Annotated in this window: 19 protein-coding genes; 6 read left to right on the forward strand and 13 right to left on the reverse strand. The window is 58.0% G+C overall.

The features are described 5' to 3' along the window. Positions 1 to 8: 8 nt before the first annotated feature. From ACJSDX_RS04025 to fdxA, 5 genes are all read left to right on the forward strand, one after another. Complete coding sequence (locus ACJSDX_RS04025) at positions 9 to 1,685, forward strand: nitrite/sulfite reductase (protein WP_407993604.1); 1,677 nt, start codon at positions 9 to 11, stop codon at positions 1,683 to 1,685. Further along, positions 1,678 to 2,304, forward strand: coding sequence for a DUF934 domain-containing protein (locus ACJSDX_RS04030; protein WP_407993605.1), 627 nt, complete (start codon positions 1,678 to 1,680; stop codon positions 2,302 to 2,304). The genes ACJSDX_RS04025 and ACJSDX_RS04030 overlap by 8 nt, the downstream gene beginning before the upstream one ends. A 123-nt stretch (positions 2,305 to 2,427) precedes the next feature. Next, positions 2,428 to 3,363, forward strand: a complete 936-nt coding sequence (gene cysD / locus ACJSDX_RS04035) for a sulfate adenylyltransferase subunit CysD (RefSeq protein WP_407993606.1) — start codon at positions 2,428 to 2,430, stop codon at positions 3,361 to 3,363. Positions 3,364 to 3,448: 85 nt separating this feature from the next. Beyond that, positions 3,449 to 4,747, forward strand: coding sequence for a sulfate adenylyltransferase subunit CysN (gene cysN, locus ACJSDX_RS04040; RefSeq protein WP_407993607.1), 1,299 nt, complete (start codon positions 3,449 to 3,451; stop codon positions 4,745 to 4,747). 115 nt (positions 4,748 to 4,862) lie between these two features. Continuing rightward, a complete protein-coding gene (fdxA, locus tag ACJSDX_RS04045; protein ID WP_309565495.1) occupies positions 4,863 to 5,186 on the forward strand; it encodes a ferredoxin FdxA in 324 nt (107 codons plus the stop codon). Positions 5,187 to 5,266: 80 nt separating this feature from the next. Here fdxA and fabV read toward each other — a convergent pair whose 3' ends face one another. The 3 genes from fabV to ACJSDX_RS04060 form a co-directional block, all read right to left on the reverse strand. Beyond that, complete coding sequence (gene fabV, locus ACJSDX_RS04050; RefSeq protein ID WP_309565496.1) at positions 5,267 to 6,460, reverse strand: enoyl-ACP reductase FabV; 1,194 nt, start codon at positions 6,458 to 6,460, stop codon at positions 5,267 to 5,269. Between the two features lie 109 nt (positions 6,461 to 6,569). Then, on the reverse strand, positions 6,570 to 7,775 hold the full coding sequence (locus ACJSDX_RS04055; protein ID WP_407993608.1) for a multidrug effflux MFS transporter: 1,206 nt from the start codon (positions 7,773 to 7,775) through the stop codon (positions 6,570 to 6,572). A 52-nt stretch (positions 7,776 to 7,827) separates the two neighbouring features. Then, entirely contained in the window at positions 7,828 to 9,024 is a 1,197-nt protein-coding gene (locus ACJSDX_RS04060; protein WP_407993609.1) for a class I SAM-dependent methyltransferase, read from the reverse strand. Between the two features lie 179 nt (positions 9,025 to 9,203). On the opposite strand from ACJSDX_RS04060, the gene ACJSDX_RS04065 reads away from it, so the two are divergent. Then, entirely contained in the window at positions 9,204 to 9,824 is a 621-nt protein-coding gene (locus ACJSDX_RS04065) for a phosphoadenosine phosphosulfate reductase domain-containing protein (RefSeq protein ID WP_407993610.1), read from the forward strand. Positions 9,825 to 9,875: 51 nt separating this feature from the next. Here ACJSDX_RS04065 and pqqE read toward each other — a convergent pair whose 3' ends face one another. From pqqE to gyrA, 10 genes are all read right to left on the reverse strand, one after another. Then, positions 9,876 to 11,069: a pyrroloquinoline quinone biosynthesis protein PqqE gene (gene pqqE, locus ACJSDX_RS04070; protein WP_407993611.1), complete on the reverse strand. Its 1,194-nt coding sequence runs from the start codon at positions 11,067 to 11,069 to the stop codon at positions 9,876 to 9,878. A gap of 38 nt (positions 11,070 to 11,107) precedes the next feature. Continuing rightward, on the reverse strand, positions 11,108 to 11,428 hold the full coding sequence (gene pqqD, locus ACJSDX_RS04075; RefSeq protein WP_407993612.1) for a pyrroloquinoline quinone biosynthesis peptide chaperone PqqD: 321 nt from the start codon (positions 11,426 to 11,428) through the stop codon (positions 11,108 to 11,110). Continuing rightward, positions 11,400 to 12,152, reverse strand: a complete 753-nt coding sequence (gene pqqC / locus ACJSDX_RS04080) for a pyrroloquinoline-quinone synthase PqqC (RefSeq protein ID WP_309565502.1) — start codon at positions 12,150 to 12,152, stop codon at positions 11,400 to 11,402. The genes pqqD and pqqC overlap by 29 nt, the downstream gene beginning before the upstream one ends. Positions 12,153 to 12,161: 9 nt before the next feature. Further along, positions 12,162 to 13,079 carry a pyrroloquinoline quinone biosynthesis protein PqqB gene (gene pqqB / locus ACJSDX_RS04085; RefSeq protein ID WP_407993613.1) on the reverse strand — a complete coding sequence of 306 codons (918 nt, stop codon included), beginning with the start codon at positions 13,077 to 13,079 and terminating at the stop codon, positions 12,162 to 12,164. Between the two features lie 87 nt (positions 13,080 to 13,166). After that, positions 13,167 to 13,238: a pyrroloquinoline quinone precursor peptide PqqA gene (gene pqqA, locus ACJSDX_RS04090; protein WP_081774944.1), complete on the reverse strand. Its 72-nt coding sequence runs from the start codon at positions 13,236 to 13,238 to the stop codon at positions 13,167 to 13,169. Positions 13,239 to 13,447: 209 nt separating this feature from the next. After that, a complete protein-coding gene (hisC, locus tag ACJSDX_RS04095; protein WP_407993614.1) occupies positions 13,448 to 14,557 on the reverse strand; it encodes a histidinol-phosphate transaminase in 1,110 nt (369 codons plus the stop codon). A gap of 44 nt (positions 14,558 to 14,601) precedes the next feature. Beyond that, positions 14,602 to 15,759: a diguanylate cyclase domain-containing protein gene (locus ACJSDX_RS04100; RefSeq protein WP_407993615.1), complete on the reverse strand. Its 1,158-nt coding sequence runs from the start codon at positions 15,757 to 15,759 to the stop codon at positions 14,602 to 14,604. A gap of 142 nt (positions 15,760 to 15,901) precedes the next feature. Further along, positions 15,902 to 16,969 carry a prephenate dehydratase gene (pheA, locus tag ACJSDX_RS04105; RefSeq protein WP_407993616.1) on the reverse strand — a complete coding sequence of 356 codons (1,068 nt, stop codon included), beginning with the start codon at positions 16,967 to 16,969 and terminating at the stop codon, positions 15,902 to 15,904. Between the two features lie 11 nt (positions 16,970 to 16,980). Continuing rightward, positions 16,981 to 18,063, reverse strand: a complete 1,083-nt coding sequence (serC, locus tag ACJSDX_RS04110; RefSeq protein ID WP_407993617.1) for a 3-phosphoserine/phosphohydroxythreonine transaminase — start codon at positions 18,061 to 18,063, stop codon at positions 16,981 to 16,983. Positions 18,064 to 18,080: 17 nt separating this feature from the next. Then, positions 18,081 to 20,639, reverse strand: a complete 2,559-nt coding sequence (gene gyrA / locus ACJSDX_RS04115) for a DNA gyrase subunit A (protein ID WP_407993618.1) — start codon at positions 20,637 to 20,639, stop codon at positions 18,081 to 18,083. Positions 20,640 to 20,715: the final 76 nt, after the last annotated feature.

The following is a 20,715-nucleotide window of genomic DNA, read 5'->3' on the forward strand; positions in this document are numbered from 1 at the left end:
GTGAGCTCATGTATAAATACGACGAAATTGACCAGGCCATCGTAGACGAGCGCGTCAAACAGTACCGTGACCAGACTCGCCGCTTTCTCGCGGGTGAGCTGACCGACGAGGAGTTCCGTCCGCTGCGCCTGCAAAACGGCTTGTACATCCAGCGTCATGCCCCCATGCTGCGTATCGCAGTCCCTTACGGAATGCTCTCCTCCAGGCAACTGCGCAAGCTTGGCGACATTGCCAAGCGCTATGACCGCGGCTATGGCCACTTCAGCACCCGTCAAAACCTGCAATTGAACTGGCCCCAGTTGGAAGACGTGCCCGATATCCTGGCAGAGCTCGCCACCGTGCAAATGCACGCCATCCAGACTTCCGGCAATTGCATCCGCAACATCACCACCGACCAGTTCGCCGGCGTTGCCCCCGATGAAGTGGTCGACCCGCGCGCCATCGCCGAAATCGCCCGCCAATGGAGCACGTTCCACCCTGAATTCGCCCTGCTGCCGCGCAAGTTCAAGATTGCGGTTTCGGGCACCAAGCAGGATCGCGCCTTGATCCAGGCCCACGATATCGGCCTGGAGTTCTATCGCGACCAGGAAGACAAGATGGCAGTCCGCGTCTGGGTAGGCGGCGGTCTGGGACGTACCCCCATCCTGGGCTCCGTCGTGCGCGAACATCTGGAATGGCAGCATGTATTGACCTATTGCGAAGCCATTATCCGCGTCTACAACCTGCACGGCCGCCGCGACAATGCCTACAAGGCGCGTATCAAGATCCTGGTCAAGGCGCTGGGCATCGAGGAGTTCCGCCGCCAGGTGGAAGAGGAATGGCAGTACCTCAAGGACAGCCCGAATACTATCACCGAGTCCGAACTCGCCCGCGTGAGCAAGTATTTCACCCAAATGCCGTACGAAACGCTGCCGGAACACGATGCCAGCTTTGATAGCGCAGTCGCGAGCAACCCCGCATTCGCTGCCTGGGTCAAGCGCAACACCCATGCGCACAAACAGCCCGGCTATCGCGCCGTGACCTTGTCGCTCAAGACGCATGGCAATCCGCCTGGCGACATTACCTCCGAGCAAATGCATATCGTCGCGGACTTTGCCGACGAATACAGTTTCGGCGAGGTACGCCCCTCTCACGAGCAGAACCTGATCCTGGCCGACGTCAAGCTGTCCGACCTTTTCCCGCTGTGGGAGAAAGCGCGCGCAGCAGGCCTCGCTACCGCCAATATCGGCTTGCTGACGGACATCATTTGCTGCCCCGGCGGCGACTTCTGCGCCTTGGCGAATGCCAAGAGCATCCCGATTGCCGAAGCCATCCAGATGCAATTCGACAATCTGGACTACGTTTACGACATCGGCGAACTCGAGCTGAACATCTCGGGTTGCATGAATGCCTGCGGCCACCACCATGTGGGCCATATCGGCATTCTGGGCGTGGACAAGGACGGTTCCGAGTGGTACCAGGTCACGCTGGGCGGCAAGCAAGGCAACGATGCCAGCCTGGGCACTGTTCTCGGCCCGTCGTTCGCGGCTGAAGAAATGCCCGGCGTCATCCAGAAGCTGATCGATGTCTATGTGCGCGAGCGCACTCCGGAGGAACGCTTCATCGATACGGTGCGGCGCATTGGCGTTGCCCCGTTCAAGACGCATGTTTATGGCGAGAAGAAAAAGGAAGTAGCACATGCCTGATCATCAGTCCAACCTGATCCTGAACAACGCCATCGTCGAGGACGAATGGGCATTGGTCACCATGCCCGCCGGCGAAGAAGTCGTCAAGAAACAGGCCGGCAAGGTGGTGCTGTTCAAGCTCACGGGCGAAGCCAGCCACACCGCCGAGCAGATCGCCAATACCGAAATCCCAGCCACTGGCAAGATACTGGTGCCCTTGGCCGTATGGCGCGAACGCAAGGCCGAACTCGCGGCACGCCATGCCGCCGGCGAGCTGGGCGTCTGGCTCGACACCCATGAGCTGCTGGAAGACCTGGTCGGCTCGGTCGAGGACATCAACAGCCTGCCCTTGATCGCCGTGCATGTGGAGCGCTTCGCCGACGGCCGCATCTTCTCGATCGGCAACCTGCTGCGCACGCGCTACCATTACAAGAACATCCTGCGCGCTTTCGGCGATGTGCTGCGTGACCAGTTGTTCTTCCTCAAGCGCTGCGGCTTCAACAGCTACCTGATCCGCGCCGACCGCTCCGCGGAAGACGCCTTGGCTAGCCTGCAGGACTTCAGCCAGCCCTACCAAGGCGCCGTTGACGAGCAACTGCCCGTCTGGCGCCGCGTGAACCGGCAACCCACTGCGCAGTAAATCCGTATGCCGGCTGGCCACCACGACTACGCCAGCCTGGCTTTGCAAGTTGTAGTTTTGTTTTAGGAATCCTAACTGGAGATGTGAGCTGACAGACAGCAACAGTTTCAGCACAAAATCGATATGACGACCTTGACCCAATCCACCCTCTCCCACCTCGACTGGCTTGAAGCGGAAGCGATCCATATCCTGCGCGAAGTGGCAGGCCAATGCTCCAACCCCGTGCTGCTGTTTTCCGGCGGCAAGGATTCGCTATGCATACTGCGCCTGGCAGAAAAGGCGTTCCGCCCGGGCCGCTTTCCGTTCCCGCTCATGCATATCGACACCGGCCACAACTACCAGGAAGTGATCAACTTCCGCGACCAGCGTGCCGCCGAGCTCGGCGAGCGCCTGATCGTGCGCTCGGTTGAAGACTCCATCAAGCGCGGCAGCGTGGTGCTGAAATCGCCGGACGAGTCCCGCAACAAGCACCAGTCAGTCACCCTGCTGGAAGCGATTGAAGAGTTCGGCTTCGATTGCTGCATCGGAGGCGCACGCCGTGACGAGGAAAAGGCCCGCGCCAAGGAACGCATCATGAGCTTCCGCGACGAGTTCGGCCAATGGGACCCGAAGAACCAGCGCCCGGAATTGTGGAACCTCTACAATGCCCGTACCCACAAGGGCGAGAACATCCGCGCCTTCCCGATTTCTAACTGGACGGAAATGGACGTCTGGCAATACATCGAACGCGAGCAACTCGGCCTGCCCAGTATCTACTTCGCGCACAACCGCGATGTCGTGATGCGCAATGGGGCGATTTTCCCTGTCAATGTGCCGCTTACCAGCGGCGAGGTCATCAACCATCCCAAGGCAGGCGAAGAAGTCATCAGCATGCAGGTGCGCTTCCGCACCGTCGGCGACATCACGTGCACGGCGCCGGTGCCTAGCGATGCCGACTCCCTGGGCAAGATCGTGCTGGAAACCGCGACCACCACCATCACCGAACGCGGCGCCACGCGCCTGGACGACCAGACCTCGGACGCCTCCATGGAGCAACGCAAGAAGGAAGGCTATTTCTAGGCCACTACGCACTGCAGATGACGGCCAGATTCATCAGCCGACCAACCAACCAGCTGAATAGCGACAAGTTTAAAGAGTACTGAAGATGTCCAAACTAGAAAATCTACCTGCGCACAACGACAGCCTGTTGCGCTTCATGACCTGCGGTAGCGTGGACGACGGCAAGAGCACATTGATCGGCCGCCTGCTGTACGACACCAAGACCATCCTGGCGGACACCCTGACCCAGATCGAGCGCACCTCGCAAAAGCGCGGCATGGAATCCGTCGACCTCTCACTGCTGACCGACGGCCTGCAGGCAGAACGCGAACAAGGCATCACCATCGATGTCGCCTACCGCTACTTCAGCACCGGCACCCGCAAGTACATCATCGCCGATGCCCCCGGCCACGAACAATACACGCGCAATATGGTCACAGCCGCTTCCACCGCCAACCTCGCCATCATCCTCATCGATGCGCGCAAGGGCGTGCTGACCCAGACGCGCCGTCACTCTTATCTGGCGCAATTGGTGGGCATCCCGCATATCGTGGTCGCGATCAACAAGATGGACCTGGTGGATTATTCGCAATCCGAATTCGAGCGCATCCGCGCTACCTACCTGGAATTCGCCGAGCAGATCGGCCTGCAGCGCAACGGACGTGATATCCACTTCGTGCCCATGTCCGCGCTCAACGGCGACATGATCGTGGATCGCGGCGAAGCCATGCCCTGGTACCAGGGCCCTACGGTGCTGGAGCTGCTGGAATCGGCCCCGCCGGCCCACTCCGAACGCACCGAGTCCTTCCGCTTCCCCGTGCAGTTCGTCTGCCGCCCGCACGCTTCCGACGATCCCGAGCTGCATGATTTCCGTGGATTCATGGGCCGCGTCGAGTCCGGCGACATTGCCGTGGGCGACGAAGTCACCGTGCTGCCATCCGGCTTGAATTCCCGCGTCAAGGCGATCCAGCTTGGCGACGTGACGTTGCGGCATGCCATCACCGAGCAATCCATCACCATCCTGCTCGAGGACGAGATTGATATTTCCCGCGGCGACATGATCGTGAAAAAGGCTGAAGCACCTGCCCCGGTCAAGCAGTTGAATGCCATGGTGTGCTGGCTTTCAGAAACCCCGCTTTCGCCCGCCCGCACCTACATCATCCGCCATACCACGCGCGAATCCAAAGCCAAGGTGGGCAGCATCGAGTACAAGATCGATGTCAACACCACCGAGAGACTGGCAGCCGAGGGCAGTCTGAACATGAACGATATCGCCAGCATCAGCTTCAAGCTCGCGCAACCGTTGATGGTCGATCCCTATGATGTCAACCGCGCCACCGGCTCGTTCATTATTATCGATGAAGCGACCAACAACACTGTTGGCGCAGGGATGGTACAGGCTTGATTTATATCGGCAAAACCAAACAGCCTTATTACTAAAATCAATAAATACCGTATTTAATATCGCTTATAATCCCAGCATTATATTAAGTAGTGCTAAGACCCATAGAGGAATATAAATGGCATACGTAGTAACCGAGAACTGCATCCAGTGCAAATATACCGACTGCGTCGATGTTTGCCCGGTGGATTGCTTTGTTGAAGGCCCCAACTTCCTGGCAATCAATCCGGATGAATGCATAGACTGCACCTTGTGCGTAGCGGAATGCCCTGCTGAAGCCATCTTCTCCGAGGATGACGTGCCTGAAGACCAGCAGGAATTCATCGAACTGAATGCCCGCCTGTCGCAAATCTGGCCGGCTATTACCGCACGCAAGGCCCCGCTGCCCGATGCCGATGCCAATAACGGCACGCCTGGCAAGCGCGACCTGTTGGTTGAATAGTCAATTCGCACTTTTCAGCCCAATAAAAAAGCCCGCATGTGTGGGCTTTTTTATTGGGCATAGTTTTTACACCTGGATCTTTAAACCTGGGCCAGGTTCCGAATCGGGACTTCAGGATTCACGTCGGCCTCATAATCCACGCCTTCCACGCCAAAGCCGAACAGGCGCAGGAAGTCTGATTTATAGCCTGAGAAATCAGTCAACTCATACAGGTTTTCATCAGTGACTTTATCCCACAAGGCAGCCACTTCTTCCTGTATTTCGGGCGCAAGCTCCTTGTAGTCGGCACGCAAGCGGCCTTCTTCGTCCACAATCGGTGTGCCGTTGTATAGGCTGTCGCGGTACAGGCCGTCAACCTGCTCGATACAGCCTTCGTGCGTGCCTGCCTTCTTCATCGCCTTGAACAACAGGGAAAGATAGAGCGGCATCATCGGGATCGCGGAACTGGCCTGGGTAACCAGCGCCTTGAGCACTGCAACACGCGCATCGCCGCCCTTGGCAGCCAGTTGCTCGCGAATCTTCAGAACACGCTGGTCCAGGTCCTTCTTGGCCGCGCCTATGGTGCCGTTCCAGTAAATATCGTGCGTGATCTTCTCGCCCAGGTAGGTAAAGGCCGTGGTCTTGGCGCCATCGGCCAGCACGCCCGCCTGGTCCAGCGCCTCTATCCACATCTGCCAGTCCTCACCGCCCATCACGGCGACGGTATTGGCAATTTCTTCGTCGCTGGCAGGCTCGATCACGTTTTCCTTCACCACTTCCTTGTCGGTATCCAGGCCACGCTGGTGCAGGGTCTTGCCTATGGGCTTGAGGGTGGAGTTGTAGACATGGCCGGTCTTGGGATGGGTGCGGCGCGGCGCGGCGAGGCTGTAGACCACGAGATCGACCTGTCCGAGGTCGCGCTTGATGATGTCTATGGTCTGCTGCTTCACGGCATCGGAGAACGCATCCCCATTCACGCTGCTGGCATACAGCCCTTCCGCTTCCGCAAACTTATGGAATGCAGCGGAGTTGTACCAGCCCGCCGACCCCGGCTTACTGCCCTCGCCTGCCCGCTCCAGGAACACGCCTACTGTCGCGGCGCCGCTTGCGAATGCGGCACTGATGCGCGCTGCCAGGCCATAGCCGGTGGATGCGCCGATCACCAACACGCGCTTGGGGCCATTGAAGGCGCCTTGCGCCTTGACGTAGTCGATCTGCTGCTTGACGTTGGCTTCGCAGCCAGTGGGGTGTGCCGTGACACAAATAAAGCCGCGCACGCGGGGTTTGATTACCATGAAAACCTCTCGAGTTCTTGGCAGCAAGGCTGCCTGGTTGAATGCGGTTGAAGCCAGTACCTACCACAGTACGGCCAGTCAAGTTCGCTATTATAAAGGGCTGGCGCCTTTATTGCTCGGGCAATCCTTGCCCGGCATGCGCATGTCTGAACAGCCCGGTGCGCCTGACGGCGAGCCAGCCTAGCAGCAAATAGCCAAACATCGCCAAGGCCAGCCCTGCCGGATGATGCCAGACCAGGGGAGCCACCAGTCCGGCGGAAACCGTCGACAGCAGCATTTGCATGAACGCCTGCCCGGACGCTGCCGTACCGCGGATGCGCGGATGGCAGTCCAGCGCGCTGATCGAAAGCAAGGGCATCGCGAGCGCAAGCCCGATATTGAACAGGGCGACCGGCAGGATATTCAACGCGGCGTGGGTAAAAGGCAACAAGCTGGCTGCAAGGTTCAGCACCGCCATGGCAGCCATCCAGGCATAGGCAAAGCGCAATATCTGCCGTGCGCCATACTTGCCCGCCGCGCGCTTGGCAAGCCATGACCCCAGCACCGTGCCGCAAACCGTGGGAGTGAACATCCAGGAGAACTGCTGCGAGCTCAGGCCCAGGTGATGGATGAGGAATACCGGGCTCGCCAGCACATAGAGAAAGAATGCCGAGAAATTCGCCCCGATTGCCAACACCAGCAAGCTGAATTCACGATGGCTGAAAATTGCCTGGTAATTGCGGCATACGTTCGCCACCGACAACGGCGTACGCTTTTCCTTCGGCATGGTCTCGGGCAGATACCTCGATGCCGCAAGCGCGATCAATACCGCATACAGCGCGAGGAAGCCGAAGATTGCCTGCCAATGGATACCAAGCAGCCAACCGCCGATGATAGGCGCCACCGCCGGGGCAATGCCGAATAGCATTTGCACCGTCGCCATGACGCGCTGCGCCTCCACTCCCTGGAAAAGATCGCGCACCATGGCGCGCGCCACCACATTGCCTGCCCCGGCCGAGAGCCCCTGCAGAATCCGCATGGCCCACAAGGTCTCCACATTGGGCGCCAGCATGCAGCCTATCGAAGCGAGGATGAAGATGCCCAGCCCCCAGCGTATGGTCGTGATGCGGCCTACCGCATCGCTGATGGCGCCGTGGAACAGCGTCATCAGCGCATAAGGCAGCAGGTACAGGGTAAGGCTATGCTGGATTTCCACCGTGGAAGCGCCAAGATCGCGCTCCAGCAGGGGAAAGGCAGGCAGGTAGGTATCGATCGCGAACGGTGCCAGCGCCGTCAGGCCTGCAAGCACGTACACCAGCAAAATGGAATGACGCATGTTCCGGTAAGCCCTGCCAGGGCCAGCCCGGCAAAAGCCTCAAGAATATCGCCTAACGGTAAATATGGCTACGGTTGTATGGATAATCCAGCATGCCTTGCGCATCGGGCTTGCCGGCGACGACCTGGAACAAGGCCAGCCAATTGTGATCGAACGCGAACGCCGACCCGGCCATATAGATGCGCCAGATGCGGTATTTGCTCTCGCCGATCATGGACAATGCCTGCTCGCGATGCTGCTCCAGGCGCTCCACCCATTCCCACAGCGTCTTGCCGTAATGCGGACGCAGGTTTTCCGCATCCAGCGGCTCGAGGCCGGAAAGGGACAGCTCCGCCAGCACGTTGGACACATGCGTCAGCTCGCCGCCGGGAAAGACATACTCATCGATGAACTCGGCAATGCCGTTGCCCAGCCCGCTGCTCTTCACCGCCACCGAGGTGATGCCGTGGTTCATGACCAGCCCGCCGGTATTCAGCAGGCTGTAGATCTTGTCGAAATACAGCCGGAGGTTCTTGCGGCCGACATGCTCGAACATGCCGACGCTGGCAATCTTGTCGAACGTCTCGTGCGCAGGCAGGTCGCGGTAGTCCATGAGCCTGACCTCCAGCCTATCCTGCCAGCCGCGCTCCTCTATCAGGCGCTGCACGTGGGCATGCTGGTTGTCGGACAAGGTAATGCCTACCGCCTTCACGCCGTAATGCTCGACGGCATGCATCACCAGGCCGCCCCAGCCGCAACCGATATCGAGGAAGCGCTCCCCCGGCTTCAGCATCAGCTTGCGGCAGATATGGTCGAGCTTTTTTTCCTGGGCCAGGTCCAGGCTTTCGTCGCCATCGGCGAAATAAGCGCAGGAATAGACCCGCCGCCGATCCAGCCACAACCCGTAGAAATCATTGGAAACATCATAGTGGTAAGTGATATTGCGGCGGTCGCGGCTGCGGGTGTGGCGCCACCACCGCCAATCCTTGCGCGTCTCGGCATCGTTGCTCGCATCTACCCCGCAATAGGCCTGGCCCAGCGACAAGATATCCTTCGCGCTGCCCAGCAAATCCATCCAGCCTTCGACATAAGCGCGCGCAAGCCCGCCCAAGGTCGGCTTGGCCAGCACGGCCAGGACTTTGGCATCGTTCACCAGGATCGATACCTTGGCATCCGCATCGCCTGCGAGTAATTCGCCGTTCCAGCTCACGGATACGGGCAAGCTGGTCAAACTCTTCTGGATCTGGTTTTGCAGCAGCGCACTGAACATCCCTTACCTCCATAGACTAAGCGTTTGATTTTTTTATAAGCCGCTCCAACATTCCCCATACGGCCAATAATGGATAGCCTGCAACCAGGCTAGTGCCAATGTAATCGGAGCGGCGCTTTGTTACAATAAGTCACTTACCTTATGTCGACTTTAGTCGATCCATCAATACGGAGTAAAGCATGCAACTGGACTTGGCAAAAATCAACGCAGAATTGGGACGCGACGCGGAAAAACTGGTGGAATGGGCGCTAGGCCTGAACAAGAAAGCCATCGTCACGACCAACTTCCGCCCTTTCGAGGCCGTCATCCTGCACATGGTCGCCAAAATCCGGCCTGACACTCCCGTGATCTGGATGGACAGCGGCTACAACACCGAGGCCACCTACCGCTTTGCCGATGAAGTCACGAACCAGCTCAAACTCAACCTGAGCATCTACCTGCCCAGGCGCTCCCGCGCCCACCAGGAGGCCGTTGACGGCCCCGTTCCGGCACTTGATGACCCGCGCCACGCCGCGTTTACGGAAGAAGTCAAACTGGAACCCTTCGCACGCGCCCTGCGTGAAACCGCACCTGAAGTCTGGTTCACCGCCCTCCGCGCCACCGATACCGCAGTACGCGCCCAAATGGACCCGGTCAGCATCAACCCGGACGGCTTGATCAAGGTCGCGCCTTTATTGCACTGGACCTCAAAAGACCTGTATCAATACCTGACTGCACACAACTTGCCGAACAACTTCGACTACTTCGACCCGACCAAGGGCGAAGAAAATCGCGAGTGCGGTTTGCATCTTTCGCACTAAGCCTCTAAGGCTGAAATAGAAAGGGGAGCCGTCGCTCCCCTTTTTCATTAATTAAGGCAATGCGTGGAATTCTTCCACCAACTCCCTATTCTCACCTTCGATCAGCTTGCGCGAGTTCTTGTCGTTGCGGAAGAGGATGGGCTGCGCCTGCAGGTAAGGCTTTTGCGCATTGGCGATGGCTTCGTCGATCAAGTGCCGGTGCGGCGACTTGGTGCAAACGGGGTCAGCCGCCTCGGCATCGCCTGAGAGCAGGAAGGCCTGGCAACGGCAGCCTCCGAGGTCTTTCTCTTTTTCCGGGCAGCTGCGGCAGGGTTCTTTCATCCAGTCATCGCCGCGGTATTTATTAAATGCGGGCGACTCTTCCCACACCCATTTCAGGCCGTTGGCCTTGACGTTGGGGAAGCTCATGTTGGGTAATACGCGCGCCGAGTGGCATGGCAGCACGTCGCCATTGGCCGTGACGATCATGAACACTTCGCCCCAGCCGTTCATGCATTTCTTTGGACGGTTGGAGAAGTAGTCCGGCACCACGAAGAATATCTTCATTTTGTTGCCGACTTTTTCACGGAAGGCATTGGTGATGGCCTCGGCCTCGTCGATCTGCTCCTTGGTCGGCATAAGCTGGCTGCGGTTGACCAGGGACCAGCCGTAATACTGGGTATTCGCCAGTTCGACGAAGTCCGCCCCCAGCGCTTCCGCCATTTCGAGGATTTCCTTGACGTGCTTGATGTTGAAGCGGTGGATCACGACGTTGAGCACCATGGGATAGCCATGTTCCTTGATCATGGCCGCCACTTTTTTCTTCAACTCGAAGGTGCGGGTGCCGGTGATGAAGTTGTTGATTTCCTCGGTGATGTCGTGCATGGAAAGCTGGATATGGTCCAGCCCGCCCGCCTTGAAGGCGCTGATGCGCTTTTCCGTGAGGCCGACGCCGGAGGTAATGAGGTTGGTGTAATACCCAAGGCTGCTGGCCTCGGCAATAATCTCCTCAATATCGTCTCGCAAGAGCGGCTCACCGCCGGAGATACCTAATTGCAATGCGCCAAGCTTGCGCGCATCGCGCAGGGCTTGTATCCATTGCTCGGTGCTCAGCTCGTTCTTTGTGTGCTTGTCGTAATCGGTAGGGTTATAGCAGAAGGCGCAATGCAAGGGGCAGCGATATGTCACCTCGGCCAGCAGCCACAAGGGTTGGGTGTTGGTCTTGGAGGCGGCAACGCCGTTGTTTTGTTGAACCGGTGTACTCATGTTTTCTGCTCCTTCCGCAATGCGCCTGCCACAGGCCGCTAATTACGTTTCTCCAGCCAGGCCTTTTCCAGCGCGAGGTCAAGCATGGCGATCACATCGGCCTCGATATCCGCCACGCCGGGAAAGGCGGCCTGCACATCGGCCACAATGTCAGCGACGCTGCGCTGGCCGTCCACGCGCTTGATGACTTCGCCCGCCCCGCCGTTGAGCTTGATCATGCCCTCGGGAAACAGCAGCACGTAGCATTGCTGCGCTTCTTCCCATTGGAAACGGTAATGGCGCGCAATGGCATAGACGTCGCCTGCGGAGACGACGCTGGCGTTATCCGCCTTATCGTGGTTGTCTGAGATAGTCGACATTCTGTTCTACCTTGATGTTGGTTGAGGCGAGCATGATGGCATCAGCGATGACCCATAGCACATCCAGCTTGAATTGCAGGATATCCAGCGCCTTTTCCTGCAACTCACGGCTCTGGCTGAAGTAATCCAGGGTCACGGCCAGCCCTTGCTCGACATCGCGCCTGGCTTCGGTCAGGCGCTTCTTGAAATAGACCAGCCCTTCTTCCTTGACCCAGGGATACATGCTGGGCCAGGAGCTGATGCGCTGTTGATGGATATGTGGCGCAAACAGTTCGGTCAGGGAGGAACATACCGACTCCTGCCATGGCCGTTGCTTGGCAAAATTAACATAGGCATCCACGGCAAACCTTACGCCGGGCGCGACGAACTTGAGGGAAGTCACGTCTTCGCGGCTCAGGCCGACTGCCTGGCCGAGCTGTATCCATGCCTCGATGCCGCCGACGTTATTTGCATCTCCGTCATGGTCGATAATGCGCTGGATCCAGCCCTTGCGGATTTCCTTGTCCGGGCAGTTGGACATGATGGCCGCGTCTTTCTGCGGAATGCTGATCTGGTAATAGAAGCGGTTGGCGACCCAGCATTGCAATTGCTCGCGCGTGAGCTTACCTTCGTACATCATCACGTGGAACGGATGGTAGATATGGTATCCCCTGCCCTTGTCGCGCAATTGCTGCTCAAACTCTTCGCGTGTCCAGGGAGTGTTGCCTATCACAGGTGCGTTCATGTCCTTCTCCTAGAGAATAATGTCCAGGCCGTCATAGGCGACCTCGATACCATGTTTTGTCAATTCTGCACGCTCTGCGGAATCCTCGCGCAGAATCGGGTTGGTGTTGTTGATATGGATCAACACACGGCGCGCATTGGGGTAAGCATCCAGCACCTCGATCATGCCGCCTGGGCCCGACTGCGGGTTATGGCCGATGTCGCGTGCCTTCTTGGTCATCAGGCCCATATCGATCATTTCGGTATTGGTCCAGAACGTGCCGTCCACCATGATGCAGTCCGCCTGCTCCATCAGGGCTGGCAGGTGAGGCTCGATCTCGCCCAGGCCTGGCGCATAGAAAGCTTTCTTGCCGTTGTTGAGGTCTTCGATCAGCACGCCAATGGTGTCGCCTGGATGCGGATCGTTACGATGCGGCGAATACGGCGGCGCAGCACTTTTCAGGGCGACAGCGGTAAAACGCAAGCCGGGCGCATTTTCCACGCTGAAGCTGTTTTTGCCGTCGATCGGGATGTCGTGGCGGTTCACGCCGCAATAATGGCCGAGAATGTTGAGCAAGGGGTTACCGGTGGTCAGGTCCTGGTACACCATGTCGGTACAGTAAATCTCGCGCTTGACCTGACCCTCACGCAACATCAGCAGGCCCGTCGTATGGTCGATCTGCGCGTCTATCAGCACGATGCCCACGATCCCGCTATCGCGGATCGCACGGCCAGGCTGCAATGGAGCAAATTCCTGGATTTGCTGCAGAATATCTGGAGAAGTGTTGAACAGCACCCAGTTAATGCCGTCGGCGCTGACGCAGATGGAAGACTGCGTGCGTTTTTTTGCCTTGATCGTGCCTTTGCGCAGGCCGTCGCAATTCGGGCAATTGCAGTTCCACTGCGGGAAACCACCGCCTGCTGCCGATCCTAAAACATGAATATGCATATCAGCCTTTTTATAGAATTCGATTTTTGCTGATGAACTGCCGGGAACCTCGGTTCCCGGCGATCGCGTCATTTACAATCGACTCGCTTAGCGATTGCAAACGTACATAGTAACTTCAAAACCGAAACGCATTTCAGTAACTTCTGGCTTGGTCCACATAATACTCTCCTTTAAATTGAATTGATTTATATCGCTGCCGCCGGGCAAAAACGCCTAGCAACAACGTGAGTGCATTGTGCAATGAGGACGCCTCAGGAAACAGTGCGAAAACACCGAAAGTCATCTCATGATTATCATGAGTCACAGGGAGAACCAAGCCTAAGGGCCGGAAAGCAATCAGGCCTCTTGCGAGGCCTGACGATGGGGAATTAAGCGCGTGTTTTCAATATGTGTTCAAGCACTTCGAGGAAACGCGCATTTTCCGCGTGCAAGCCGATGCTTACCCGCAGGTAGTCCGGCATTTCATACGCCGCAACCGGCCGAACGATCACGCCGTGCTTGAGCAGTTGCTGATACACCTCCCCGGCCTGCATCACGTGGAAGCTGACGAAGTTGCCATACGAAGGAACATAGCTCAAGCCGAGCCGGACCAAGCCTTGCGTGACCTGCACCATGCCGGCCTGGTTCAGCGCATAACTGCGCTCGACAAATTCATCGTCCTCCAATGCGGCCACCGCCGCCGCCTGGGCAACGCTATTGACATTGAAGGGCTGGCGCACCCTGTTCATCAAATCCGCAACCACGGGCGAGGTAACGCCAAATCCGACGCGCAGGCCTGCCAAGCCATATGCCTTGGACAAGGTCCTGGAAATCAGCAGGTTATCGAACTCAGCCAACCAGGAAAATGCCTCGGACTTGAGATCGGCGGCAAGATATTCGTCATAAGCCTCATCCAGTACCACCAATACCTGTTTGGGCACCTTGGCGAGAAAATCGCGCAAGGCTTGCTTGCCAAGCAAGGTGCCGGTCGGATTATTGGGATTGGCAATGAAGACGATACGGGTCTTGTCCGTGATTGCCGCCAGCATGGCATCCAGGTCGTGGCCGAAATCCCGGGCAGGCACGCTGATGCCGACCGCCCCCGTGGCCTGCGTCACCAAGGCATAGACAGCGAACGCATGCTGGGCGTATACCGCTTCAGTGCCAGGCGTTAGGAACGCACGGGCGGCAAGCTCAAGGATGTCGTTGGAGCCGTTGCCGAATACCAGTTGATCCGGCTGCAGCTTGAATTTGCGGCATACGCAGTCGCGCAGGGCAAAGCTATTGCCGTCAGGATAGCGTGCGATATCCTCCAGCGCCTCCTGCATGGCTTCATAAGCCTTGGGGCTGACGCCCAATGGATTTTCATTGGAAGCCAGCTTGATAATGGCCTCCGGCTTGAGCCCCATTTCCCGTGCAAGCTCGGTAATCGGCTTGCCCGGCTGGTAAGGCGCAATCGCGCGAATATTGGACGGCGCGAGGTCGCACAGCCTGGTCACGATAGGTTTCCTTTGAACATGGTATTGAATTCGAACACGGGCGTTCAAGCGTAGCTTGATTCGCGCCTGCCCTCGCGCTTGGCGTCATACATGGCATGGTCCGCGCGCCTGATGACGTCTACCGCCGACACATCCCGGTACGGGAAGACGCAGATGCCGATGCTGGCGGACAGGTCGCGGATCGGCGGCAAGCCATCGAGAATGATCGGCGCCAGGAACTGCCGTTTCAATTTCTCGGCCAGAATATCGGCGGCTTCCGCATTGCCGATATCGCGTGCCAACACGAAGAACTCGTCGCCGCCCAGCCGCGCCAGGGTGTCCGCCTCGCGCATGGTATATTTCAGGCGCGTCGCCACCTCTTTCAGCACGATGTCGCCGATGAGGTGGCCGTAGGTATCGTTGATCGGCTTGAATTTGTCCAGGTCAATGAACAAGCCGGCACATACCTGGTTGTTACGTGAAGAGTAATTGATCGCCTGCTCGATGCGGTCAAGCAGCAACTCACGGTTGGGCAAGCCGGTCAGGCGGTCATGCAACGCACGCTCCTGCTGGCGCTGGCGCTCGTTGTCCAGATCCTTCTCGCGCAAAAACAATTCCCGGCTCTGCTTTTCAGACACATAGCTAGCGAAGCCGCCGACAATATTCGCGGAGAGGATGAATACGTCATAAATCAGTACCTGCAATGGCGGCAGCGATCTCAAAAACAGAAACATGATGTTGAACACCAAGAACAACACAATGCCGACCAGGGTCGAGTTGAAAAATCGCAGCCCCGAGAAGGTATAGGTCCAGAACACCATGACCACCAAGCCGGTGTAGTAGAAATTGATGGCGGCCACGGGCATGTAGCTCACCTGGGCTAATAGTCCCAGGCCGCTGAACAAGGCGACGATGGCGAGGAACAACTGGTTGTATTTCAGGAAATGTCGATAGAATGAAAGCCAGAACACCGCGAAAAACAGCATTACCGCCATGGTACGGATATACCAGACATGGACAAAGGCATCCGGCTTGACGAATAATGGGTCCAGCAAGCCGTAGAGCATGGTCATGACGGCCCCGATCACCAGGGCCAAGCGTGAATGCCTGCGCAAACTGGAAATGGCGTGCAATTGATAAAGCGCTTCCAGGCGCTCATTCTCGAAACTCAGCGTCCATTTGCGTAGCGAAGCAGACCATAACAAGTTCTGGCTAATCGGCATACTCCCCCTTCAACAACAGATCATTTCCCCGATAATTCGCAAGCACGCACTACCCGCCTCAAACTTCCCGAACGAGGCAACGAAATACTATCATGCAGCTTGCGCTAATTCCGCGCCAGACATTGCATCTGGCACACCCGCATCATATTACGGCAACAGGGTAAGAACCAAGCACCTTGAGCAAGGAAGCACGCTGTTCAAGCTCATGCAATGCCTTGGCCACCTTGGGGTCCTGATAATGCCCCTCGATATCCACAAAGAACACATATTCCCATATCCCCAGCTTGGAAGGACGCGACTCGAACTTGCTCATGTCCACGCCATGCTGGGCCAGCGGCGCAAGCAAGCCGACCACGGCACCGGGCACATTCTTGGCTGCCAGCAACAAGGAAGTCTTGTCCTTGCCCGAGGGGTCGACCTCGTGCGTGGAGAGGATAAGGAAACGCGTCACGTTCTTGGGATCGTCTTCAATATTCTCAGCCAGGACGGCCAAGTCGAATATCTCGGCTGCGCGTTGGCTGGCGATCGCCACCGCAAATGGATCCTGCTTTGCCAGCTCCGCAGCCTGGGCATTGCTGCCGGTGCTGACTCGCTCGACTCCGCCCAGGTTGAGATTGAGCCATTCATGGCATTGCCCAAGGGACTGGGCATGGGAATAGACCCGCTTGATTTCCCCGTCGGTCTGCTTGCTGCGCAATAGGCAATGATGGATCGGCAAGGTGATTTCGCCACAGATGTGCAGACTGGTGGTGGTCAAAAGGTCCAGGGTGCGTCCCACCGCGCCTTCGGTGGAATTTTCCACTGGCACGACGGCATAATCCGCGCCGCCGGACTCCACCATGCGAAATACTTCATCGATGGAAATACACGGTTTGGGAGAACTCAATCCGCCAAACTGCTTGTTGGCCGCCTCCTCGCTGAAGGTGCCTTGCGGACCAAGGAAGGCCACGGAGAGCTCGCGCTCCAATGCGCGGCAATTGGACATGACGCTGCGGAAAATCCCGGTCACCGCTTCTGCAGACAGCGGTCCGGTATTCTTCTCAAGCAGGCGGCGCAACACCTGGGCCTCGCGTTCGGGGCGGTAGACCGGCCCCTCGCCCTTGAGCGCGCCGATTTCGCGCGCCAGGGCGGCCCGCGCGTTGATCAGTTTCAGCAGTTGCTCGTCAATCGCATCGATCTGGTCGCGGCAACCTTTTAGGATATCACTCATGCAGACCTCTCTTAACCGTGAGCGCGCTCGAAATCCTGCATGAAGCCGACCAATGCCTGCACACCGGCCAACGGCATGGCGTTGTAGATGGAAGCGCGCATGCCGCCGAGCAAGCGGTGGCCTTTGAGCTGCAACAAGCCGCGGGCTTGCGCCTGCTTGAGGAATTCCGCATCCTGGGCGCTATCCTTGAGCGTAAATGGAATGTTCATGCGCGAGCGGTTTTCCAGTGCGATCGGCGAATTGTAGAAATCCGTGCTGTCGAGATAATCGTACAGCAAGGCCGATTTCTCGATATTAAGCTTCTCGATGGCCGCCAGGCCGCCCTTGGCCTTCAACCACTTGAACACCAAGCCTGCGATATAGATGCCGTAGGTCGGCGGCGTGTTGTACATCGACTCGTTATCCGCATGCACCTTGTAATCGAACATGGTCGGCGTTCCGGGGAGGGTCTCGCCGATGAGGTCTTCGCGAACGATCACGATGGTCAACCCGGCCGGGCCGATGTTCTTCTGGGCGCCCGCGTAGATCAGGCCGTATTGGCTCACGTCCACGGGACGGGAAAGAATATGCGAGGACATATCCACCACCAGGGGCACATCGTCCACTCGCGGCGTCCAGAACATTTCAAGGCCGCCTATCGTTTCGTTGGATGTGTAATGCAGGAACGCAGCGTCAGGGTTCAGTTTCCATTGCGACTGTTGCGGCACCTGCCGGTATTGCTGCCCGGCAGCGGAAGCCACGATATTGACCTCGCAATACCTGGATGCCTCCTCTATCGCCTTCTGCGCCCAGATGCCGGTATCCAGATAATCCGCTGTCTTCTTGCCGCGCAGCAGGTTCATGGGAATCATGGAAAACTGCGCATGCGCCCCACCCTGCAGGAACAACACCTTGTAGTTGGCTGGAATCCCCATCAGTTCTCGCAAGTCGGCCTCCGCCTCTTGCGCAATGCTGATGAACTCCTTGCCGCGATGGCTCATTTCCATCACGGACATGCCCGAGCCATGCCAGTCCAGCATTTCCTCGCTGGCTTGTTGCAATACCTCCTTGGGAAGCACTGCGGGACCTGCAGAAAAATTATAGATTTGCGTCATCAATACCCTACTTGGCTCTATTCATCGGCAGTTTCGGTGTCGTCATCCGTTTCCACGACCTTTTCCAGGCCGGAAAGCTTCTCGCCTTCGCCCAGGTTGATCAAGGTCACGCCCTGGGTCGCACGGCCCAGCTCGCGGATTTCCTTGACACGGGTGCGGATCAGCACGCCGCCTGTTGTGATCAGCATGATCTCGTCATCGTCGTTCACCAGGCGCGCGCCTACCACCACGCCGTTACGTTCGCTGGTGGCAATCGCTTTCACGCCTTGCGTGCCGCGGCCGGAATGACGGAAATCAGCCAGGACGGTGCGCTTGCCGTAGCCATTTTCAGTGGCTACCAATACCGTTTGCTTGTCGTCATCCGCAATCAATAGCGAAATCACCTGCTGCTTGGCTTGCAGCTTCATGCCGCGCACGCCGCGCGCGGCACGGCCCATCGCGCGCACGTCCTCTTCATCGAACCAGACCGCCTTGCCGCCGTTGGAAACGAGGACGATGTCGTTCACGCCGTTGGTGACTTCAGCCCCGATCAGGTAATCGCCGTCGTCCAGGTTCAACGCAATGATGCCCGAGCGGCGCGGATTGGAGAACTCGGTGAGCGCAGTCTTCTTGACAGTACCCTTGGCGGTCGCCATGAAGACGAAGTGGTTCTCGTCGAACTCCTTGACCGGCAGGATGGCATTGATCTTCTCTCCCTCTTCCAGCGGGAACAGGTTGACGATCGGCTTGCCGCGGCTGACGCGGCTGCCTTGCGGCACTTCGTAGACCTTGAGCCAGTAGACGCGGCCGCGGCTGGAGAAGCACAGAATGTAGTCGTGCGTATTCGCCACGAACATCTTGTCGATGAAATCGTCTTCCTTGGTAGCAGCAGCCTGCTTGCCGCGGCCGCCGCGGCGTTGCGCGCGATATTCTTCCAGCGGCTGCGACTTAACATACCCGGTATGCGAAAGCGTCACCACCACGTCCTGCGGCGTAATCAGGTCTTCCAGCGAAAGGTCCTGCGCGTTGTGCACAATCTCGCTGCGGCGCTTGTCGCCGAACTGGTTGAGGATGGCTGCCAGCTCTTCCACAATGATTTGCGTCACACGCTCCGATTTGGCGAGGATATCAAGCAAGTCGGCAATGATATCCATGACCTCCTTGTACTCGTTGACGATCTTGTCCTGCTCCAGGCCGGTCAAGCGTTGCAGGCGCATCTGCAGGATTTCCTGCGCCTGCACGTCGGACAATCTGTAGCCGTTCGGGGTCAGGCCGAAATCGACGGACAGGCCTTCAGGACGCGAAGCCTCCATGGCCGCGCGCTTGAGCATTTCTTCGACCACGGGCGAGTTCCAGGTGCGCGCCATCAGTTCGCGCTTGGCTTCAGGCGGCGTCGGTGCGGCCTTGATCAGGGCGATCATCTCGTCCACGTTGGCCAATGCAACTGCCAGGCCTTCGAGCACATGGCCGCGCTCGCGCGCCTTGCGCAATTCGTAGACGGTACGGCGCGTCACCACTTCGCGGCGGTGGCGCAGGAAGGCTTCCAGCATCTGCTTGAGGTTGAGCAGGCGCGGCTGGCCGTCCAGCAGCGCCACCATGTTCATGCCGAAAGTGTCCTGCAGCTGGGTCTGCTTGTAGAGATTGTTGAGCACCACCTCAGGGACTTCGCCGCGCTTGAGCTCGATCACGACGCGCATGCCCGACTTGTCGGACTCGTCACGCAGGTCGGAAATACCCTCGATCTTCTTCTCGTTGACCAGCTCGGCGATCTTCTCGACAAAGGTCTTCTTGTTGACCTGGTACGGCAGCTCATCCACGATCAAGGCCTGGCGGTTGCCCTTTTCCAGGTCTTCTACGTGGGTGCGGCCGCGCATGACGACGCGTCCACGGCCAGTGCGGTAGCCTTCCCTCACGCCTACCGTGCCGTAAATGATGCCGGCGGTCGGGAAGTCGGGCGCCGGGATGATCTCGATCAATTCATCCACCGTGGTTTCCGGGTTCTTGAGCAGCGCCAGACAGCCTGCAATCACCTCGTTGAGGTTGTGCGGCGGGATATTGGTCGCCATGCCGACCGCAATGCCGGAACTGCCGTTGATGAGCAGGTTCGGGATACGCGCCGGCATGATGAGCGGTTCGTGCTCGGAACCGTCGTAGTTAGGCCCGAAATCAACCGTTTCCTTGTCGATGTCGGCCAGCAGTTCGTGCGCGATGCGCGCCATGCGGATTTCGGTATACCGCATCGCGGCGGCATTATCGCCGTCCACCGAACCGAAGTTGCCCTGGCCGTCCACCAGCATATAGCGCAACGAGAAATCCTGCGCCATACGGACGATGGTGTCGTATACCGCGGTATCGCCGTGCGGGTGGTATTTACCGATGACGTCGCCGACAATACGGGCAGACTTCTTGTAAGGCCTGTTCCAGTCGTTGCTGAGCTCATGCATCGCAAAAAGGACACGGCGATGCACGGGCTTCAGGCCGTCACGCACATCCGGCAACGCGCGCCCCACGATCACGCTCATCGCGTAATCGAGATAGGAGCGACGCATTTCGTCTTCGAGGCTGATAGGGAGGGTTTCTTTGGCGAACTGATCCATTATTGGCTATCGGCTTTAAAATGGCTTAAAGCCATGGATTCTAGCACGATACGCCCGGCAAAGCATGCCGGGATTT

This window comes from Methylobacillus draconifructus (assembly GCF_045984355.1).
Taxonomy (GTDB): domain Bacteria; phylum Pseudomonadota; class Gammaproteobacteria; order Burkholderiales; family Methylophilaceae; genus Methylobacillus; species Methylobacillus flagellatus_A.